Source organism: Polynucleobacter sp. AP-Latsch-80-C2 (assembly GCF_018882185.1).
GTDB lineage: Bacteria > Pseudomonadota > Gammaproteobacteria > Burkholderiales > Burkholderiaceae > Polynucleobacter.
Map to the genome: position 1 here is coordinate 17,385 of NZ_JACVOY010000005.1, position 18,696 is coordinate 36,080.

21 protein-coding genes and 1 tRNA gene are annotated in these 18,696 nt (G+C 46.6%); 10 read left to right on the plus strand and 12 right to left on the minus strand.

Going from position 1 to position 18,696, the window contains the following annotated elements:
* The first annotated feature begins 8 nt into the window (after positions 1-8).
* Both ICN47_RS06720 and ICN47_RS06725 read left to right on the plus strand, forming a co-directional pair.
* A complete protein-coding gene (locus ICN47_RS06720) occupies positions 9-998 on the plus strand; it encodes a tripartite tricarboxylate transporter substrate binding protein (RefSeq protein WP_216219143.1) in 990 nt (329 codons plus the stop codon).
* Between the two features lie 19 nt (positions 999-1,017).
* Positions 1,018-1,641 carry a flavin reductase family protein gene (locus ICN47_RS06725; RefSeq protein WP_216219144.1) on the plus strand — a complete coding sequence of 208 codons (624 nt, stop codon included), beginning with the start codon at positions 1,018-1,020 and terminating at the stop codon, positions 1,639-1,641.
* Between the two features lie 21 nt (positions 1,642-1,662).
* Here the strand turns inward: ICN47_RS06725 and ICN47_RS06730 are convergent.
* Positions 1,663-1,751, minus strand: a tRNA-Leu gene (locus tag ICN47_RS06730).
* A gap of 134 nt (positions 1,752-1,885) precedes the next feature.
* Here ICN47_RS06730 and ICN47_RS06735 point away from each other — a divergent pair.
* The 4 genes from ICN47_RS06735 to purU all read left to right on the plus strand — a co-directional run bounded on the left by ICN47_RS06735 (position 1,886) and on the right by purU (position 6,154).
* Positions 1,886-4,345: a penicillin acylase family protein gene (locus ICN47_RS06735; RefSeq protein ID WP_216219146.1), complete on the plus strand. Its 2,460-nt coding sequence runs from the start codon at positions 1,886-1,888 to the stop codon at positions 4,343-4,345.
* A 73-nt stretch (positions 4,346-4,418) separates the two neighbouring features.
* A complete protein-coding gene (locus ICN47_RS06740; RefSeq protein ID WP_216219147.1) occupies positions 4,419-4,859 on the plus strand; it encodes a surface-adhesin E family protein in 441 nt (146 codons plus the stop codon).
* A gap of 46 nt (positions 4,860-4,905) precedes the next feature.
* Positions 4,906-5,229, plus strand: coding sequence for a hypothetical protein (locus tag ICN47_RS06745; RefSeq protein WP_216219148.1), 324 nt, complete (start codon positions 4,906-4,908; stop codon positions 5,227-5,229).
* 70 nt (positions 5,230-5,299) lie between these two features.
* On the plus strand, positions 5,300-6,154 hold the full coding sequence (gene purU, locus ICN47_RS06750) for a formyltetrahydrofolate deformylase (protein ID WP_216219149.1): 855 nt from the start codon (positions 5,300-5,302) through the stop codon (positions 6,152-6,154).
* 9 nt (positions 6,155-6,163) lie between these two features.
* Here the strand turns inward: purU and soxA are convergent, their stop codons facing one another.
* From soxA to ICN47_RS06780, 6 genes are read right to left on the minus strand one after another with little or no spacing between them, the layout of a single operon-like run.
* Positions 6,164-6,946 carry a sulfur oxidation c-type cytochrome SoxA gene (gene soxA, locus ICN47_RS06755; protein ID WP_370626281.1) on the minus strand — a complete coding sequence of 261 codons (783 nt, stop codon included), beginning with the start codon at positions 6,944-6,946 and terminating at the stop codon, positions 6,164-6,166.
* Positions 6,943-7,272, minus strand: coding sequence for a thiosulfate oxidation carrier complex protein SoxZ (locus ICN47_RS06760; protein WP_216219151.1), 330 nt, complete (start codon positions 7,270-7,272; stop codon positions 6,943-6,945). Before ICN47_RS06760 ends, soxA begins: the two co-directional genes overlap by 4 nt.
* On the minus strand, positions 7,269-7,745 hold the full coding sequence (locus ICN47_RS06765; RefSeq protein WP_216219152.1) for a SoxY-related AACIE arm protein: 477 nt from the start codon (positions 7,743-7,745) through the stop codon (positions 7,269-7,271). The genes ICN47_RS06760 and ICN47_RS06765 overlap by 4 nt, the downstream gene beginning before the upstream one ends.
* A 2-nt stretch (positions 7,746-7,747) precedes the next feature.
* Positions 7,748-8,194, minus strand: a complete 447-nt coding sequence (gene soxX / locus ICN47_RS06770) for a sulfur oxidation c-type cytochrome SoxX (protein WP_216219154.1) — start codon at positions 8,192-8,194, stop codon at positions 7,748-7,750.
* Positions 8,195-8,219: 25 nt separating this feature from the next.
* A complete protein-coding gene (locus ICN47_RS06775; RefSeq protein WP_216219160.1) occupies positions 8,220-10,436 on the minus strand; it encodes a molybdopterin cofactor-binding domain-containing protein in 2,217 nt (738 codons plus the stop codon).
* Positions 10,437-10,446: 10 nt separating this feature from the next.
* On the minus strand, positions 10,447-10,896 hold the full coding sequence (locus ICN47_RS06780) for a (2Fe-2S)-binding protein (protein WP_216219161.1): 450 nt from the start codon (positions 10,894-10,896) through the stop codon (positions 10,447-10,449).
* Positions 10,897-11,025: 129 nt separating this feature from the next.
* Between ICN47_RS06780 and ICN47_RS06785 the strand changes: the two genes are divergently transcribed.
* Together ICN47_RS06785 and ICN47_RS06790 are read left to right on the plus strand one after the other, a co-directional pair.
* Positions 11,026-11,373, plus strand: a complete 348-nt coding sequence (locus ICN47_RS06785; protein WP_216219162.1) for a CidA/LrgA family protein — start codon at positions 11,026-11,028, stop codon at positions 11,371-11,373.
* A complete protein-coding gene (locus tag ICN47_RS06790; protein WP_216219164.1) occupies positions 11,366-12,094 on the plus strand; it encodes an LrgB family protein in 729 nt (242 codons plus the stop codon). The genes ICN47_RS06785 and ICN47_RS06790 overlap by 8 nt, the downstream gene beginning before the upstream one ends.
* Before the next feature lie 15 nt (positions 12,095-12,109).
* Here the strand turns inward: ICN47_RS06790 and ICN47_RS06795 are convergent, their stop codons facing one another.
* Genes ICN47_RS06795 through ICN47_RS06805 form a run of 3 tightly spaced genes read right to left on the minus strand, consistent with a single transcriptional unit; the run spans position 12,110 to position 15,332 of the window.
* Positions 12,110-13,087, minus strand: coding sequence for a tripartite tricarboxylate transporter substrate binding protein (locus ICN47_RS06795; protein ID WP_216219166.1), 978 nt, complete (start codon positions 13,085-13,087; stop codon positions 12,110-12,112).
* Between the two features lie 15 nt (positions 13,088-13,102).
* Positions 13,103-13,978, minus strand: coding sequence for an oxaloacetate decarboxylase (locus ICN47_RS06800; protein WP_216219167.1), 876 nt, complete (start codon positions 13,976-13,978; stop codon positions 13,103-13,105).
* Positions 13,979-13,985: 7 nt separating this feature from the next.
* Positions 13,986-15,332 carry an aspartate aminotransferase family protein gene (locus ICN47_RS06805; protein WP_216219168.1) on the minus strand — a complete coding sequence of 449 codons (1,347 nt, stop codon included), beginning with the start codon at positions 15,330-15,332 and terminating at the stop codon, positions 13,986-13,988.
* Positions 15,333-15,409: 77 nt separating this feature from the next.
* Between ICN47_RS06805 and ICN47_RS06810 the strand changes: the two genes are divergently transcribed.
* On the plus strand, positions 15,410-16,390 hold the full coding sequence (locus tag ICN47_RS06810; RefSeq protein WP_216219169.1) for a tripartite tricarboxylate transporter substrate binding protein: 981 nt from the start codon (positions 15,410-15,412) through the stop codon (positions 16,388-16,390).
* 49 nt (positions 16,391-16,439) lie between these two features.
* Positions 16,440-18,029 carry a gamma-glutamyltransferase family protein gene (locus ICN47_RS06815; protein WP_216219171.1) on the plus strand — a complete coding sequence of 530 codons (1,590 nt, stop codon included), beginning with the start codon at positions 16,440-16,442 and terminating at the stop codon, positions 18,027-18,029.
* A 6-nt stretch (positions 18,030-18,035) separates the two neighbouring features.
* Here the strand turns inward: ICN47_RS06815 and ICN47_RS06820 are convergent, their stop codons facing one another.
* Both ICN47_RS06820 and ICN47_RS06825 read right to left on the minus strand, forming a co-directional pair.
* The gene (locus ICN47_RS06820; RefSeq protein WP_216219356.1) at positions 18,036-18,356 is read right to left on the minus strand and encodes a type II toxin-antitoxin system PemK/MazF family toxin; all 321 of its coding nucleotides are present in this window, start codon (positions 18,354-18,356) and stop codon (positions 18,036-18,038) included.
* A gap of 5 nt (positions 18,357-18,361) precedes the next feature.
* On the minus strand, positions 18,362-18,652 hold the full coding sequence (locus ICN47_RS06825) for an AbrB/MazE/SpoVT family DNA-binding domain-containing protein (RefSeq protein ID WP_216219172.1): 291 nt from the start codon (positions 18,650-18,652) through the stop codon (positions 18,362-18,364).
* Between the last annotated feature and the right edge of the window lie 44 nt (positions 18,653-18,696).

Below are 18,696 nucleotides of genomic sequence, written 5' to 3' on the forward strand. Positions count from 1 at the left end.
CAATTCAAATGATGCTATTTAAGCTTAGACTCCGCCTGCTTGCATTAGGGTTTCTGTTGGGCATCAGCTCCATTTGTATAGCCCAAGATTCTGCGGCAACTTATCCCAATAAGCCTATCAAGATTATTAGTCCGTTTGCACCTGGTGGAGCCACGGATATCCTAGCCCGTCTTCTAGCCCAAAAACTAGGTGAAGCCTGGAAGCAAACAGTAGTAGTGGACAACAAATCGGGCGGTGGTGGCGTGATAGCCGCAGGGGAAGTCGCGAGAGCAGATAAAGATGGCTATACCCTGCTTCTAGGTTCGGTTGGTCCCGTGGAAGTCTTACCCAGCGTCATGAAAAAAGTCAGCTATGACTCAGAAAAAGATTTTGCTGGCGTGGATGTATTGGTGAACGTCGAAAATGTTGTAGTTGTAAACAACCAGCTGCCTGTAAAAAATATCCAAGAGCTGATTGCCTATGCAAAGGCCAATCCTGGCAAGTTACATTCAGGCTCTTCAGGAATCGCTACTACAGGCCACCTCTCCCTAGAAGTATTTAACCAGTTAACTGGGGTAGACATTGTGCACGTCCCCTATCGAGGTGGCGCGCCCGTCACCACAGCGCTATTAGCTGGCGATATTGAAATGAGTTTCTCAACAGTGCCCGCAGCAATTCAATATATCAAGTCTGGCAAGCTACGCGCGATTGCAGTAACAGGCGATAAGCCTTTGGAAACACTTCCTGGCATCAAACCCATCAAAGATCAAGGTGTTCCTAGCTTCAAGGTAAGTTCCTGGTATGGGATTCTGGCGCCCAGTGGCACACCACCTGCAGTAATCAACAAGATCAATCTAGAGCTAGGAAAAATCATTGCCATGCCCGAGGTCAGGGCTAAGCTTCTAGAGCAAGGTTGGACCACGGTCCACACCACACCAGCGCAAATGAATAAGCAAATTCAATCTGAAATTGCTGATTGGAAAGTCGTTATCAATAAAGCCGGTATTACCTTAGATTAGAAATTGAATTCAACCCAATATGCATATAGATCTCAACGCTGTAGATAAAAAAGAACGCTATAAGCTGCTGATGAGCAGCATTCTTCCGCGTCCGATTGCCTTAGTAACCACGCAAGATGACGAAGGTAGAGTGAATGCAGCGCCTTTTAGTTTTTTTAATATTATGGCGAGCACTCCAGCGATTGTGGTGTTGGGTATCGACTCTAAAAGTCCAGGTGTTCCAAAAGATACCGTGCGCAACATGCAGCTCACCAAAGAATTTGTCGTCAATATGGTCTCTGAAGAGATTGTTGAGAAAATGAGTCTTTGTGCAAGCCCACTTCCGGCCGGTGAAGATGAGCTACAGTTTTCTGGTTTAACGGCTGCGCCATCTATTCAAGTCAAGCCACCTAGGATTGCAGAGTCTCCCATCAATATGGAATGCAGAATAGTGGAGATTATGAATATTGGGCACGATAGAAATATCGTCATTGGCAATGTGATTCACTACCATATTGATGATCAATTCTATGATGCTGAAAATGGCTATGTCTTAGTAGAAAAGCTGGGTCTTGTTGCCAGAATGCATGGCAAATCGTTTTACTTACGCAGTAGCGATATCTTTGAAGTGGATAGACCCTTAGGATCCTCTTCCCTTCGCTAACTAGTTCCGCTGTTATTCGATTGGTGCCCGAGGCCGGAATCGAACCGGCACGACTTTTTTGAGTCGGCAGATTTTAAATCTGCTGTGTCTACCGATTTCACCACTCGGGCTCGCACTAGCAGTAACTGCTGCGCTATATAAATCAAGACAAGCGAAATTTTAGCATGCAAGCCCAGAATGTCTCGGGAAGCCTGAACCCCCTTGGGCTAAGCCCAGCCCCGCCTAAAACCACTAAACTGTCTTCATGAAAACCCGTGGCACGACCTCAAGACTGCATAGGCGCTTACAGCCATTCTTATGGCTACTTGTTGCCCTGCTGCTGATCGTCTTAGCTGCCATCGTTACCTACCTTTTCTCCGCCCAAACCGCCGTCTCCGGAAAGCGTGTAATGAGAAATTTGGGGGATTCGGTTGTCATTTCATTTGATGAGAGCGACATTCCCCACATCAAAGCCAACTCCTCCTCAGACGCTCTTTTTGCTCTGGGTTACTTGCATGCTACTGAGCGTTCATGGCAGCTTGAAATGAACCGTCGAATTGGCAGCGGTCGCCTTTCTGAAATCCTGGGCAAAGACACCGTTCCCATTGATCGATTTATCCGCACACTAGGAATCAAGCGTGCCGCAGAGCGTCAATATGATCGCTACCCTGCCGCTACAAAACATCTGCTGCAAGCGTATGCTGATGGCGTCAATACAGGCAATGCCAGTTTAGGATGGGCTCTACCCATTGAGTATTTTTTAACTGGATCAAAACCTGGGCATTGGTCACCTACCGATAGCGTTGCCTGGATGTTGATGATGGCCTACGATCTGGGTGGTAATTGGCAACAAGAATTACAACGTCTAGAACTCTCGCAGTTTTTAAGTACCAAACAAGTTTGGGAAGTGGTGCCGCCACACAATCAAAATGAGATCCTCAGTAATCTGGATTTTGCAAAAATGTACCGGGATATCAAAGTATTCAATCCCGCCACTGGGCCAGCAGAAGAGAAATCGAAAAATCTTCCTGCCACAGAGCTAGCCTTTCTTGACTTGCCGGGAGGTAAAGATGGTATTGGCTCAAACAATTGGGCGCTGAGTGGAAAACTCAGTTCAAGTGGCAAGCCCTTATTAGCAAACGACCCCCATCTAGGCCTATCAGCGCCTGCTATTTGGTACTTTGCACACCTTGATGCTCCTGGCATAAATGTGATTGGCGCAAGCCTTCCGGGTATTCCGGGAATTGTCTTAGGACGAACCGATAAATTTGCATGGAGCTTCACCAATACGGGTCCTGATGTGCAAGATTTATACATAGAACAAATTGACACTAAGAATCCTGGAATGTATCGCGGCCCCGATGGTTCGCAGCCTTTTAAAGTCCGCCAAGAAATCATCGAAATCAAAGGTGCGGCACCCCTTACCTTCTTAGTCAAAGAAACTCGGCATGGACCAGTCATCTCTGATGCCTATGCACGGGCTAAGCGCACGATCAATACTGAGCAATATGCCCTGGCATTACGCTGGACAGCCTTAGATATTGAGAATCAATCCGTAGCTGGTTTGCTCGAGCTTAATCAAGCGAGCAATATGGAATCGTTTCAGCAGTCCTTGCGTAAAAATTACGCCCCCATGCAAAATGTTGTGATGGCAGATGTGGAAGGCAATATCGCCTATCAGGCAGCCGGGGTCGCACCAAAAAGAACTTTGCACCAAGGACTCTACGGGGTTGCACCAGCACTGGGCTGGGATAAGCAGTATGACTGGACTGGCTACATCCCCTTTGACCATTTACCAGCTAGCAATAATCCCGAGCAAGGATGGCTTGCAACTGCTAATCAAAAAATCATTGCCGCGAATGACCCTAATCCTCTAACGGGAGACTGGGATTTGCCGACACGCTATGACCGGATTGTTGATCTCATTAAAGCGAAAAATATTCATAACCTAGATTCGATGAAAGCAATGCAGGCCGATACCCTGTCGTTGGGAGCAACTCCACTACTGGATTTATTTAAATCCAGTAGACCTACCCATACTCTTGGTCCAAAAGCCATGGAGATTAGCCAAAGCTTTAATGGGGATATGAAGGCTGATAGTGCTGCGGCGTTAATCTTTAATGCCTGGGCTGATCAGCTCACCCGTAATCTCTTTTCTCGACTGAGTTATCTATTTACCGAAAATTATGGAGCGCGTCACTTCCGCCTACCCCTAATAACGCAACTACAAAATCCGAATAGCCCTTGGTGCGATGATCCTAAAACCCAAGCCGTTGAATCCTGTCTTGAATCCTCTAATAATGCTTATGACAAGGCACTCGTCTACTTAAGCAAAGAGTATGGCAATGACCCAAAAACTTGGGTCTGGGGAAAAGCCCATAGTGCTGTTTCTGAACACCGCCCACTAACGAAGGTGCCCCTATTGGGATCGCTCTTTAATATTGAAACCCCATTTGCAGGCGACAGCTTTTCTATCAATGTGGGTCGATTGCAGCTTCTCAGGTCTAGTAATCCATATGAGACCTTCCAGGCCCCCAGCCTACGGACCATTTATGACCTAGCCGATCTTGAGCAGTCTCTCTTTATTTATCAAACAGGCCAATCTGGATGGGTGCAGAGCAAGCTTTATCGCAACATGACCCCTCTCTGGGCTAAAAATGAGTACTTACCACTTCAAATGAAGCCAGCCAAGATCACCCGTGAGCTCGAACTTAAACCAAGATAGGCGCCATTCATTAGTGCTTGGCGTTTAGAATGCTAAAGAGATAGATCACTAGTTACCACAGGAAATCAGTTTCATGAAAATACGCTTCGCTCAACTTTCAATCGCAGCCATTGTTTTATCTTTTGCAAATGGCGCATTCGCTGCTTGGCAAGAAATTGGCCAAAATGAACAAACCGTTGTTTTAGTAGATACCGCCACTTTAAAAGTGGAAGGCGATAAAGCCCAAATGATGTCCATGCTCAGCTTTAAGAAAACGGGCAAAGATCCAAAAACTGGTGAATTTGTGAACTCCATTGTTGGCTTAAATGAATATGATTGCAGTACGGCAATGTACCGCCCTTTGGAAGTCAAAATGTTTCCAAGTAGAGATGGAAAAGATATTAAAGTTGCGCCTACCGTTGCTCAGAAGCCTTATGTCTTTGAGGCTGTAAAAACACCAGAGAGCACTTTTGAACCTATTGAAAATGGCTCGTGGACTGCGGGAGTATTTAACGTTGCTTGTCGCAGTAAGTAATAGTTACTGCGCTTGGATTCGAGCGCTTGCGCTCGGTAGCCTTCTAATGACTGCACTTCTTTTTTCTGGTTGTGCCGCACCTCTGGCAGCACTAGGCAGTGCAGGAACAGCGTCTGCTAGCACCGCTGGCACTGCCACCGCTACTGCTGCAGTAGCTAACCCTGCCACAGCGGCCAGCCTAGCCTCAACCGTCACCACTGGAAAATCTCCTTTAGAGCATGTCACCTCAGCGGCCACCAAAAAAGATTGCAGCTTATTTAATCTTGTTGGCGGAAAAGCGATCTGTATAGATATCGCAATGCCCGGTATTACCGATAAAAGCGAACCCTATCCAGGGTTGGCAGATCAATCACCAGCAGGCTACAAGTAAGCATCCGCCTCATTTGGACTGAACAGTCTAAAATCAGCATTTATCAGCAACTATTTGAATATTGAAGTCCATGCCCACAGAAAATTATTACCTCACACTCACCTGCCCTAATAAGCCCGGCATTGTTGCAGCCGTTTCTACCTATATTTTTAATGCAGGTGGAGATATTGAGGAAGCACAGCAATTTGATGACAAAGCTTCAAAGCGCTTTTTTATGCGCGTCAGTTTTAGCTGCCCTACCGATGCAGCTACTCTTCAAAAAGGATTTTTAGAGATAGCCAAGCAATTTGAGTTGACCTGGGAATTACGCGCCGTTAAAGACCTCAAGCGGGTATTGATCATGGCTTCAAAGCTTGATCATTGCTTAGTAGATTTACTGTATCGCTGGCGTATTGGTGAATTGCCGATGATCATTTGCAGAATTGTTTCAAACCATCCGCGAGAGGTATATGCCAGCATCGATTTTGCCGATATTCCGTTTTATCACTTACCTGTTACTGCAGAGACAAAGCCAGCTCAAGAAGCGAAGCTTTTAGAAATCGTTGCTGAGAATAAAGTGGATATGGTGATCTTGGCACGTTACATGCAAATTTTGTCTGATGATTTATCCACTAAATTATCTGGTCGATGCATCAACGTTCATCACTCCTTCTTGCCAAGCTTCAAAGGCGCAAAGCCATATCACCAAGCACATGCCCGAGGTATTAAATTGATTGGTGCTACTGCCCATTTTGTCACCAGCGACTTGGACGAAGGCCCCATCATTGAGCAAGACGTCACACGTGTGACCCATGGCGATACACCGGAAGATTTGGTACGCAAGGGACGCGATCTAGAGCGTACCGTACTCTCTCGTGCACTTCGTTACTACCTGCATGATCGAGTGTTGATTAACGGTGCTACCTCAGTCGTCTTTTCAGACTAAGTTGATTTATTAAGGCCTGACCCCTGGAGACTCTAGGGGCATGCCTCTTGCACGCCACATCAGATAGAGCTCAAGCTGAGCCATTTCTAAAGAGCCATACTCAAACTGCTGAGCACGTACACCACTCATGCAATTGCGAAGTCGACGCTGCAAAGATCCAAGGGTTTGCCATTCCAGTCGATAAATGGGATAGGCATTGGGATGTCCTTGCGGTATGACGCTACCGCCCAACTTTAAACCAGCACGTTCATCATGGCATTGAGCACACGATAGATTGAGTTGCCCCATTCGTTGCATGAAATACTGCTGACCTTGTTTCAAGTCCGCCTTATTTGCGGCAGTCTCCTTTACGGAAATTGCCATCCCTTTTGATTGCATGGCAATGAGCGCCGTGAATGCCAAGAGATCTTTGCTCTCATAGGCTAACTTAGGAGCACCCTGCCTCACTGCTCGACATTGATTAATTTGCCCCTCAAGGGTTTGTAATTTCCCATCGACGATCTTAGGGAATTGCGTCGCCACCCCTTTCATCGATTTTTTAGCATCCCCATGGCAACTTGCGCAGCTCTTATTGGTGGGGCCTGTCTGTGCTTGCCATAAACCCTCGCCGTCACCCACCCAAAACATTGCCGGATTAAGGCTGGCATCATCTTGCATAGCCTTGTTCTCTTGAGTCATTAATTCATAACTGGATTGTTTTTTATTACTTGTACTGTTATCAAAAGCAAAACTGGGCGCTGCCATTAAAACGCACAGGATACTAACGAAAGAAAGGGCAATCTGCTTATTCACGAAACCGTAATACGCGCCTGATTGATTGCCTCATAACCATCATCACCCACCCACTTAAATTCCAACATGCCAGTTTCAGTAGCGATGGTAGTGAAAATGATTAATGGATTTGCACCGATACCAGGATAAAAGTCCGCTTTGAATATCTCGACACTGTTATAGCTGCAGGTAAAGACCCGAATGATGTCACGCGGAATAATCTTTCCGCCCTCTGTATAGCGAAATCCTGACTCCATATCATGTTGAGCGATTGCCCTGATCTCAATAATGCTGCCCTTCTTAGCCTGTGCTGGCATCGTAATAGAGGTACGTGAAGTTTTACTCATACCATCTCCGTACATGCAGAAAGAGTTACTAAAGTTTCAGCATAGCCCTGCCAGAAACTGCCATCATTCATTTGCGCAATGGCCCATACCCGCTGACTATCTGCCAAGCGCACTCGCGTAGTAATAACGGCGGTACCAGAACGCGGGGTGAGAAAGGCAGTAAATATATTGGGCAGTGGATTGCCCTCTGCAATCACGTGAATCACCTTAACGTAATTATTTTCAGTCATAGGACTCTCGACGCTCACTTTGAGAACTACCAAATTTCCATTCTCAACGAGCGGAGGTATCACCAGAGTAACGCGACCGTCCTTGATTACAGCTCCACCTGTAATCGCCTGAATAACGCTATCGGCCTCCTCTTTTTTGGCAAATACCGTCATGGGACTAAACCAGGCGCCAAGGGCAAATAGACCCATCTTTTGTATAGATATAAACCACTGGCGACGATTGATTGTTTTAGATAGATTCATTTTTATTGTGACTTACCATTATTTAAGCTCACTAAGAATGCCACCACATCCTCAATCTCTTGTTCATTCAAAATAGGTTGGCAAACAAACTTGGGGGCCACTCGCACCAAATTATCTGCTTTGTAATATGTTGGCATGATTGTTCCAGGATTAAAGTGAGCTGCATTCACAATCCGCGCTCGCAATTGCGGAGCACTGAGGCGACTCGCAATCATGCTGAGCTCTGGCGCTAAATTGCCCTGAAAGCGCTCCTCCGGAAAAGGGCCGCTATGACACAAGAGGCAGAGGCCAGTTTGACGACTAGCAACGATTGCTCTGCCACGCTTTACATCACCTGGAGAAGCGGAAAGGGATTCCGCAATGGAATCCCCGACTACCGTTTGTGCTAGCGCAGTATTGAGGGAGAGGATGGCTAGCAACAACCATGCCAGCACATACCCCTTTCTCATCACAGTCGCTTCACAGTGCTAATGATTAAACCAGCTTAAAGCCGCTGTTCTTCAATGGCACAGTGCGTAGACGTTTACCTGTTGCACGATAAATCGCATTGAGCACTGCAGGCGCAGCAACCGCAATGGTTGGCTCACCAACTCCGCCCCACTCTTTACCGCCGCCCTGAATCAGGATCGTCTCTACTTTCGGCATCTGGTACAAACGAATCGAACCAAAGGTATCGAAGTTTTTCTGTACTACAGCGCCTTTTTCAATGGTGATCTCTTCTTCAAAGAGGGCTGACAATCCATAAACAAAAGATCCAGATACTTGACGAGCAACCTGAGCAGGATTAACCACGTATCCTGGATCGGTTGCAGCTACAAAGCGATGAATCTTTACTTCATTGCCATTAGTCACAGAAAGCTCACAGGCTGCAGCAACGTAGCTACCGAAAGAGCGCATTTGCGCTACTCCACGGAATATGCCAGGCGCAGCGGGTTTATTCCAACCAATGCCATCAGCAACTGCTTTGAGTACAGCAATAGAGCGCGGGTGATTGCCCATATGTTTGATACGCAATTCAACCGCATCCTCACCTGCTGCTTCAGCAATCTCGTCCATAAAGGTTTCGATAAACACTGCATTTTGGTTTACGTTCACGCCACGCCAAAAGCCTGGAGGTACGTGCGTATTACGCATTGCATGGTCAATGGTGATATTAGGGAAGTTGTAGTTAAAGCCATGCTCCCCAGAATCTTCAAGACCTTGGAAAGCCAAAGGATCTTTACCTTTATTAGCAGCAACTACTGCTGGACGTACAGCAGCCAAAATAGATTGACCCGATAAACGCATGTTGATGCCGGTAACGTTTTTCTTGTTATCCATTGATGCAGTCAAACGACACATCATGACTGGGTGGTAACGGCCTTGGGTCATATCCTCTTCACGAGTCCAGATCAACTTAATGTGGGTACCCGGCATTTGCTTAGCAATATTGACTGCTTGGGTAGTGAAATCCTGGAATGCGCCACGACGACCAAATCCGCCACCTAGATTGACTTTATAAGCCTGACATTTATCAGCCGGTAAGCCTGACGCCGCCATAACCGCAGCCAAAGAAGCTTCACCATCCTGTGTTGGTACCCAAGCTTCGCATAAATCAGGGGTCCATCTAGCGGTAGCTGTTTGTGGTTCCAAAGTTGCATGGTTCAAGAATGGATAAAAATAGGTTGACTCAATAGTCTTATGGGATCCTGCTAAGGCAGCCTTGATGTCGCCATAAGTGTTATGCACAAATCCTTCGGGATGAGAAAGACCATCTTCGAGCATCTTCTTAATTGAGGCGCTTGAAACATTGGCATTAGGACCGCTGTCCCAAACAATATTGACTTGCTCCATCGCAGTTTTTGCTTGCCAGAAGGTATCCGCCACTACGGCTACGGCGGTATCGCCAACTTGCACAACCTTCTTCACGCCCTTCATAGACTGGGCTTTAGTCGCATCATAGCTTTTGACTTTGCCGCCGAATACAGGTGACTCTTTAATGGTAGCTACCAACATGCCCGGGAATTTCAAATCAATTGCATAGATTTGCTTTCCAGTCACTTTGTCTGCAACGCCATCAATACGATTGACTGGCTTTCCAATGAGCTTCCACTCTTTTGGATCTTTTAAAGTAATTTCTTTTGGCACTTCCATCTGGGACGCTGCAACAGAAACCTTACCGAAAGTAGTTTTGCGTCCAGTTGGCGTGTGCGTAATGACACTATCTTTAGCTACGCATTCAGAAGCTGGCACATTCCATTGGGTTGCTGCCGCCTGAATCAACATCATGCGGGCTGCTGCACCACCTTTACGAACATACTGCTCCGATGTGCGGATACCACGGCTACCACCGGTAGAGTAGCTTCCCCATGCCAATTTGCGTTTTAGGTTTTCAGATGGCGTTGGATATTCATAACTCACCTTTTTCCAATCACACTCTAATTCTTCGGCGACCAATTGTGCCAAACCGGTAATAGTGCCTTGCCCCATCTCAGAGCGAACGATACGAACTATTACGTCATCATTGGGCTTCACTACAACCCAGATGCCAATCTCTGGGGTTGCTAAAGGTGCCATTGAAGTGGTGCCTGTACCCATCGCAGCATTTGCTGCAGAGATCATCGAAAAATCGAGGCCAATAGCAAGGCCAGTAGCAATAGCGCTAGAACCAACGATAAATTGGCGACGCGATGTATTTGTAGTTGTTGTCATATTTATCCCCTTATGCCTTGCTTACAGCGTGAATTGCTTCGCGCACTTGCTGGAATGTTCCGCAACGACAAATATTAGTAACAGCAGCATCAATTTGCGCATCAGTAGGCTTGGGAGTGTTACGCAATAGCGCAGTAGTCGCCATCACCATACCGGATTGGCAATAGCCGCACTGTGGTACTTGATTGTCGACCCAAGCTTTTTGCACTTTTGAAAGCTGTCCATTTTTTTCAAGACTTTCAATCGTTTCAATCCTTTTGCCCTCTGCAGCTGAAACCGGCAGGGAGCAACTACGCATTGCTTGGCCCTCAAAAAGGACCGTACAAGCACCGCAGGCACCAATACCGCAGCCATACTTAGTGCCTGTCAAACCAATCTGCTCGCGAATAACCCACAGCAATGGGGTGTCTGGATCTACATCTATCTTGTACTTCTTGCCATTGACATTTAACTCAGCCATGAGTGGTCTCCTGTGGGTTTTTCTGATATCTGGAGCTTTAATCTAAAGCCCCTGCTTTTGTTGATGTTATCTTAACCAAGAATTGCTTTATTGCTTTGCAACATAAATACGAGGCTGTAAGATCGAAACATGATATTCGGCCTCGTTCAAATCCTGTTATTTCAAAGTCTCGGGGAACTCGTCTCCAAATTTCTGCTGCCTACCCTGCCGGGACCGGTCATCGGCCTAGTGCTACTGGTACTTTGGTTGGTGATTCGAAAAGGGATTAATGCAGAGCTGGCAATGGTGGCTGATGGATTTAGTCAATACCTGGGACTACTCTTTGTTCCTGCTGCAGTAGGTGTTGTGCTTTTTCTGCCTCAGTTAAAAGCCAATGCAATCGCCATTATTAGCGCACTGATTGGTAGCGTAGTGCTGACCATTGCTTCTAGCGCTCTGGTATCTCGTTTTTTGAGTAAGAAAGACGCGCATGACTGAAAAACATTCGATTGTGGAGATTTGGGTCTATCTCTCCGGTAGTCCGCTATTTGCTCTGTTTATCACTTTAGCTGCCTATCAAATTGGCCTCTCCATCTACAAGACGAGCAAACAAAATCCGCTTGCAAATCCAGTAGCGATTGCAATTCTAATAGTGGCCACCACTATTCAGTTGATTGAGATGCCCTACTCCACCTATTTTGAAGGCGCGCAATTTATTCACTTCTTACTGGGATCGGCAACAGTCTCGTTGGCCATCCCGATCTACAGAGGTTTGCATAGCCTCAAAGGTCGATCCATACCGCTCATTTTTTCCTTAGCGACTGGCGGTCTCGTATCGATTCTGAGTGCGGTTGGCATTGCAACACTACTAGGCGCAGATTCCAGCATCACTGGAGCGATGTACCCCAAGTCAGTGACTGCACCAATTGCCATGGGTATTGCTGAACGCATTGGCGTCTCGCCAACCTTAACCGCTATTTTTGCAGTGAGCACCGGGATCATGGGGGCCATTTTGGCGCCCTTCGTTTTGAATGCGCTTGGTATGAAAGCCTGGTGGCAAAGAGGTTTTGCGATTGGCATTGGTGCCCATGGCATAGGCACCTCTAGAGCCTTTAGCATTCACCCTGAAGCTGGGACTTACGCCAGCCTGGCGATGGGAATGAATGGCGTGATTAGCGCCATTGCCATCCCCATCATCTATCACTTATTTAATCATTAGAAAAAGCAATTTGCCTTACTCGGATTTAATTTGCATACCCTTCACGATTGGAGAGAATCTGAGCAAGTCCGACTTAATTTGCTCACCAAACTTTTCAGGGGTTCCAGGCGTTGGCGTAATGCCCATTCCAAGGAGTTTTGCTTTGCCTTCAGGCGAATTCAAAATCTCATTGAGAGCCTGATTTAATTTCATCACAATGGGTTTAGGTGTTTTAGCTGGCGCCAATAATCCTACCCAATCATCAATCTCAAAATCCTTAACGCCGCTCTCGATAAAGGTCGGGACATCAGGCAGGCTTGGACTTCTTTTTGCACTAGATACGGCAATAGCTTTAACGCGCCCTGACTTCACGTACTGATTAGCACCGGCTACCGCGGTATAGACCAATGGAATATTGCCGCCCAATAAATCGATGAGTGCTTGACCACCACCCTTATAAGGAACGTGAACTAAATTGGCGCCCGTTTTTTGCCTCAAGAGCTCACCTGCAATGTGAGGAGTGCCTCCAGAACCTGAAGTGCCGTAAGAAAGACCATTAGGATCCTTCTTGGAAATGGCAATCACCTCGGCCCAATTTTTGCCTGCGAAATCATTATTGGCCACCAGAATCAATACAGCGTCACCAATTTTTCCGATGGGCGCGAAGTCCTTCAGGCTATCAAAAGGCACTTTGTCAAAAAGCGATGGGTTAATCGATAAAGTACCGGCATATCCCAACAGCAAGGTATATCCATCCGGCTCTGCAGTAGCCACCATTTGGGTGCCGATGTTGCCAGAGGCACCTGGACGGTTATCGGCAATGACTTGCTGGCCAAGCTTGAGTGAAAGCTGCTCAGCAATGAAGCGACCAGAAGTATCAGTAACACCGCCTGGGGTAAAGGGGATTATTAAGCGAATCGGACGATTGGGATAGCTTGATTGCGCAGTAGCTGAAAATGAAATCAGGCCAGTGAACAAAACAGCTAAAGAAATGCAGTAGTGACGTAATCTCATTTCAGGCCTTCACTTTTATTTAGTTTCTACAAACTTCTTCTCAAACTCCCAAACATCTTCAAACCCCATCAACTTCGATAGTTCACCAAAGTCATATAAATCTACCGCTGGATTTACCGAGGATCCTGTACTCTTAAATTGTTCATACACCTGGGTCATTGCTTGCACTGAAGCAAGCAATGCGGTTACTGGAAAGATTGCAATTTTGTAACCCAGTTTTTCGAGCTCTTCTTTTGACAATACGGGAGTGCGACCCTTTTCTACCATGTTTGCAATCAAAGGCGTGCCCTGAAAGGTCTGACAAATGGTTTGCATTTCATCAACGCTCTCCGGAGATTCGATAAACAAAATATCAGCGCCCGCTTTTGCATAGGCTTCACCACGTCTCAAAGCCTCATCCAAACCTAGAGTGGTACGTGCATCAGTTCTGGCAATGATTTGAAAGTTGGGATCAGTGCGTGAACTCACAGCCACTTCAATTTTTTTCACCATATCTTCCAATGGAATTACACGCCTTCCTGGAGTGTGCCCGCATTTTTTTGGAAATTCCTGATCCTCTAATTGAATGGCGACAGCCCCTGCTGCTTCATACCCTCGAATCGTATGCCTTACATTAAATAAGCCACCATAACCAGTATCACCATCAGCAATCAATGGTGTTTTTGCCATCCCTGCCATGGCAGTGACTCTACCCACCATATCGGTGTATGTGGCTAAGCCAGCATCAGGCAAACCCAACAAAGACGCCACCGTTCCATAGCCCGTCATATACAAGGCTTCAAAATTCATGCGATCAGCAAGTCGCAAAGAAACCATCTCATATACGCCAGGTGCCACCACCAAACCTGGTTGTGCAAGTCGTTTTTTAAAATCCGTTCTAAATGAATTCATCTGTGTCCTAATTTTTCATTACTGCATCAATTGCTTCGCCCAATACGCTGCACAAGAATTGGACCTCTTCAGGCTTAGAAATAAATGGAGGCCCAACTGCGATGGTATCCCCTGCTACCCTGACTAAAGCACCTCTTTCGATACAGGCTTCGAGCACCTTCATACTTCTAAGTCCAGGCTTACCCGGCACCGGATCCAACTCAACCGCACCGGATAAACCAAAGTTGCGAATATCCAAGATGCCTGATTTTCCTTTGAGTGCATGTAGGCCTTCCTCAAGTACTGGCTCCAGTTCTCTGGCGCGCTTTACCAATTCATCGGATTCAAAAATATCCAATACGGCATGTGCTGCTGCAGTTGGAATGGGATGCCCCGAGTAGGTGTAGCCGTGGAAGAATTCAATAACCTGCTCTTGACCGCCCTGCGCAATGATGGATTCATAGATATCACCCCTCACAATCACGCCACCCATGGGAATAACACCATTGGTAATCCCTTTTGCGAAAGTAATCATGTCTGGAGTAACCCCAAAACGATCTGCTCCAAAGTTCGCGCCTAAACGACCGAAGCCCGTGATGACCTCGTCAAAGATTAATAAAATGCCATGCTTAGTACAGATCTCTCGTATCTTTTGTAAGTAACCCTCTGGCGGAACAATCACTCCAGTAGAGCCCTGCACTGGCTCCAGTATCACGGCGGCAATGGTATTGGCATCATGTAATGCAACGATCTTCTCTAACTCATCCGCTAAATGCGCACCCCAGGTTGGTTGCCCTTTTGAAAAAGCCATTTGAGAAAGATTAAGCGTATGCGGTAAATGATCTACACCCGGTATCATCATATTGGCGAACATTTTGCGATTCGCAACCATTCCCCCAACGGAAATCCCAGCAATACCAACACCGTGATAAGCGCGATCACGGCCAATGAGCCTAAAGCGTGAAGCATTACCCATAACCCGGTGATAGCCAACGGCAATTTTCAATGCCGTATCCACCGCTTCTGATCCTGAATTGGTAAAAAAGACTTTGTCCAAACCCTGAGGCGCCATTTTGGCAATGCGATTAGCAAGACTAAAGGTTGCCTCACTTGCCATCTGAAATGCCGGGCAATAATCCATTGTTTTAAATTGCTCGTTGATGGCTGCACCAATACGTGGATCAGCATGCCCCAATGGAGAGCACCAGAGCCCAGAAAGGCCATCAAATAACTTACGACCATGATCATCAAAGTAGTAAGCTCCCTTGGCAGATCGCATGATCTTAGGGTGATGATGAAAATACCGGTTTGGGGTAAATGGCAGCCAATAAGCTGACATGTCTAGATCGTTCGGAGTGTTATTTGCTTCTGACATGGATTGTTCAAAACTTTCTCTAAGGTGCACCTGCAATTTCTAATACTATAGTACGCATCACTTATTCGGATATTGAAATGACTACCTTAAAATTATTGGCCCTGAGCCTTATTACGCTCCTTAACTTATCCGTATCGGTTCATGCCGCGAATGAGGCAGATTGGCCCAAAAAACCGATTGTTGCCGTTTTAGCTTTCCCTGCGGGCGGTTCAACGGATGTCTTTGCGCGTGCTGTAACTGCGCCCCTTGGTGAGGCGCTAGGCCAATCAATCATTGTGGAAAACAAGCCTGGAGCCGGAGGAATGATTGGACTTGGAGCTGCAGCGAAAGCCGCTCCTGATGGATACACCATTCATATTAGTGCCCTGACCAATCAATCGATTTCTCAAGCGCTCTTTAAAAATCCCCCCGCAGATTTGCGCAAGGACTTTATGCCGGTTGCATTAATTGGAGCGGTACCTCATCTCATCGTCGTTAACCCAAGTGTTCCGGCAAAAAACGTACCGGAGCTGATCGCCTTTATTAAATCCAAGAAAGGTGACTTTAGCTACGCATCGCAGGGCAATGGCAGCCTCTCTCATCTGGAAGCCACTTTATTTATGCAGCGGATTGGTGCCACGGGCACGCATATTCCCTATAAGGGCAGTAGCTTCGCATTACCTGACCTCATCGCTGGAAATACTTTGATGATGTTTGATAGTGTGACAGCTTCATTGCCACATATTCAAAGTGGCAAGCTTCGTCCTATCGCGATTGCTGCGTCAGAACGTTCACCATTAATGCCCAATGTACCGACCTTAGGTCAAGATGGCATGAAGCAATTTGATGTGGAAAACTTGTACGGGATTTACGTTCCAAAAAATACGCCTCCCGCAGTAGTTGCAAGATTAGAACGTGAAATTCGGAAGATTTTGACCAACCCAGACTTTAAGGCGCGCATGGCATCTCAAGGCATTCATCCGCAATTTGCCAACTCAGAGCAATTAGCTGAGATTACTGCTAAAGAGCATGACAAATGGGAGAAAGTAGTAAAGTCAGCGAATGTCAAAGTGGACTAAGCCAATCATCGGCTGACTTTATTTAACCCTTTTGCCAATGACGCCTTCTATGTTGATTTCCCCTCCCTTTGGTGGTGCTCGCGCTCCAGTTCTTGCCCGAAATACAGTGGCTAGCTCTCAACCCCTCGCCACCCAAGCGGGTATTGAGGCTCTTCAAAATGGTGGTAACGCCGTGGATGCAGCACTCGCTACCGCCATTACCCTCACGGTAGTTGAGCCAACGATGAATGGCTTAGGAGGTGATGGTTTTGCATTGATCTGGGATGGCAAGAAACTGCATGGCTTAAATGCGTCTGGTAAAGCCCCTGCCGCTTGGACGCCTGACTATTTTTCTGGCAAATCAGCAATGGATCTCATTGGCTGGAATACGGTAACTGTTCCTGGCGTGGTTGTGGGTTGGTTAGAGCTGTCTCGTAAATTTGGCAAACTTCCCTTTGCGCAACTCTTTAAGCGCGCGATAAATTATGCCGAGAATGGCTTTCCAGTTTCACCTGTCATTGCGCGTCAATGGCGCGAAGCAATTCCGATTTTGAAAAATCAACCTGGCTTTGCAGATAATTTTTTACTAGACGGAAAAGCACCCGCCGCTGGACAGATCTGGCGACATCGAGCCCAAGCAAAAACTTTAAAAGAAATCGCCGCTACAGAAACAGCATCGTTCTACAAAGGCCCTCTCGCACAAGGTATGGTGGATTTTGCACAATCTACCGGTGGGTGCTTTACCATGCAAGACTTTGCTGACTACACCACTGAATGGGTAGAACCCTTAGCTTTCGATTATGGCGACTACACCCTCCATGAAATTCCACCGAATGGCTCTGGCATTGCCGCGCAAATTGCACTGGGCATACTAGAAGCAGCGAACGTCAAACAATACCCAGCGAACTCTGCGCAGCGCATTCATTTACAAGTAGAAGCAATGCGTATGGCTTTTGCCGATGCGTATGCTTATGTGTCTGATGCCAGCACCATGAAAGTAGCTCCAAGCGCCCTACTAGATAGAGATTATTTAGCAAGCAGAGCGGCATTAATTGATCATGGCAAGGCCGGCACTTATGGTCCTGGTGATCCTCATTCGGGTGGCACCGTGTATCTTTGCGCTGCCGATCAGTCAGGAATGATGATTTCGTATATTCAGTCGAACTTCAAAGGCTTTGGTTCTGGAGTAGTGGCGCCAAGCGGTATTGCCTTTCACAATCGCGGCATGAGCTTTAGCCTCCAAGAGGGTCACCCTAACCAAGTATCGCCAGGTAAACGCCCTTTCCACACGATTATTCCGGCCTTTTTAACAAAGGGGAATAAACCTGCCATGGCTTTTGGTGTCATGGGTGGCAATATGCAACCCCAGGGGCATATTCAGTTTGTGATGCGCTTTGTAGATGAGTATCTCAATCCTCAGGCCTGCTCTGACGCGCCCCGCTGGCGTATTGATGATGTTGGCAAGTTAACGGTAGAGGCTGCTATGCCGGCAAGCGTCGTAGAAGGATTACGAAACCTCGGTCATGATGTAGCAGTCATGCCAGCTAATAGCCTGGACTTTGGTAGTGCCCAAGCTATTGCAATGATCAGTGAAGAATCAGACTCTGCCTTTATTGCAGGAAGCGATCACCGCAGAGATGGATTGGCTGCTGGGTTTTAATAAAAGCTAAATTGCAAATGCTTCTTGCAAAATCCTCAGGCTAGCCTGCAAGGTTTTTGGGCTAGATGAGCCGATCTTTTTCACTAAGCGAGTCTTGTCTATGGTTCGAATCTGGTCTAGCAGGATAAGCCCCTGCTTCTTGTCATGAGTAATTGGAACACGAAATTCTGCAGATCTAGCCTTGGTTGTCATTGGCGCAATAATGACAGTATGCAAATAGTCATTCATTTCTTGTGGCGAGACTATAAGACATGGTCGAGTTTTTTTAATCTCACTACCCTTAGTTGGATCAAGGTTAATTAACCAAATCTCTCCACGACCAACAATACTTCTTACCAAACCCAGTCTCCATCACTATCGTTATTGAAGTCACCTGCTATCAATTGATCTTCACCAGCCAGCACAATGGCCTTTGCATCATTCGCCCAATTTTTTCGGGCTAGATTTTTTGGTTTACTCAGAATAATTTTCTCACCCTCAACCGTCAAATCAATGCCCTCATCGATACCAAGCTGCTCAAGGATCACTTTTGGAATGACCACTCCTCTGGAGTTACCAATAGCTCTCACTGAGATGTACAACGAGCCTGTTGGCGGATCTATAGAATTATGTTTCTTGTTCATAGTAATAACAATGTTATTACTAAATAAGAACGTAGTCAAGAGCT

Coding starts and splice junctions, on each gene's coding strand:
- ICN47_RS06785 (WP_216219162.1), top strand. CDS start 11,026: ATGATATTCGGCCTCGTTCAAATCCTGTTATTTCAAAGTCTCGGGGAA.
- ICN47_RS06805 (WP_216219168.1), bottom strand. CDS start 15,332: ATGTCAGAAGCAAATAACACTCCGAACGATCTAGACATGTCAGCTTAT.
- purU (WP_216219149.1), top strand. CDS start 5,300: ATGCCCACAGAAAATTATTACCTCACACTCACCTGCCCTAATAAGCCC.
- ICN47_RS06720 (WP_216219143.1), top strand. CDS start 9: ATGATGCTATTTAAGCTTAGACTCCGCCTGCTTGCATTAGGGTTTCTG.
- soxX (WP_216219154.1), bottom strand. CDS start 8,194: ATGAGAAAGGGGTATGTGCTGGCATGGTTGTTGCTAGCCATCCTCTCC.
- ICN47_RS06740 (WP_216219147.1), top strand. CDS start 4,419: ATGAAAATACGCTTCGCTCAACTTTCAATCGCAGCCATTGTTTTATCT.
- ICN47_RS06765 (WP_216219152.1), bottom strand. CDS start 7,745: ATGAATCTATCTAAAACAATCAATCGTCGCCAGTGGTTTATATCTATA.
- ICN47_RS06795 (WP_216219166.1), bottom strand. CDS start 13,087: ATGAGATTACGTCACTACTGCATTTCTTTAGCTGTTTTGTTCACTGGC.
- ICN47_RS06810 (WP_216219169.1), top strand. CDS start 15,410: ATGACTACCTTAAAATTATTGGCCCTGAGCCTTATTACGCTCCTTAAC.
- ICN47_RS06815 (WP_216219171.1), top strand. CDS start 16,440: ATGTTGATTTCCCCTCCCTTTGGTGGTGCTCGCGCTCCAGTTCTTGCC.
- ICN47_RS06790 (WP_216219164.1), top strand. CDS start 11,366: ATGACTGAAAAACATTCGATTGTGGAGATTTGGGTCTATCTCTCCGGT.
- ICN47_RS06735 (WP_216219146.1), top strand. CDS start 1,886: ATGAAAACCCGTGGCACGACCTCAAGACTGCATAGGCGCTTACAGCCA.
- ICN47_RS06825 (WP_216219172.1), bottom strand. CDS start 18,652: ATGAACAAGAAACATAATTCTATAGATCCGCCAACAGGCTCGTTGTAC.
- ICN47_RS06800 (WP_216219167.1), bottom strand. CDS start 13,978: ATGAATTCATTTAGAACGGATTTTAAAAAACGACTTGCACAACCAGGT.
- ICN47_RS06760 (WP_216219151.1), bottom strand. CDS start 7,272: ATGAGTAAAACTTCACGTACCTCTATTACGATGCCAGCACAGGCTAAG.
- ICN47_RS06725 (WP_216219144.1), top strand. CDS start 1,018: ATGCATATAGATCTCAACGCTGTAGATAAAAAAGAACGCTATAAGCTG.
- ICN47_RS06745 (WP_216219148.1), top strand. CDS start 4,906: ATGACTGCACTTCTTTTTTCTGGTTGTGCCGCACCTCTGGCAGCACTA.
- ICN47_RS06775 (WP_216219160.1), bottom strand. CDS start 10,436: ATGACAACAACTACAAATACATCGCGTCGCCAATTTATCGTTGGTTCT.
- ICN47_RS06780 (WP_216219161.1), bottom strand. CDS start 10,896: ATGGCTGAGTTAAATGTCAATGGCAAGAAGTACAAGATAGATGTAGAT.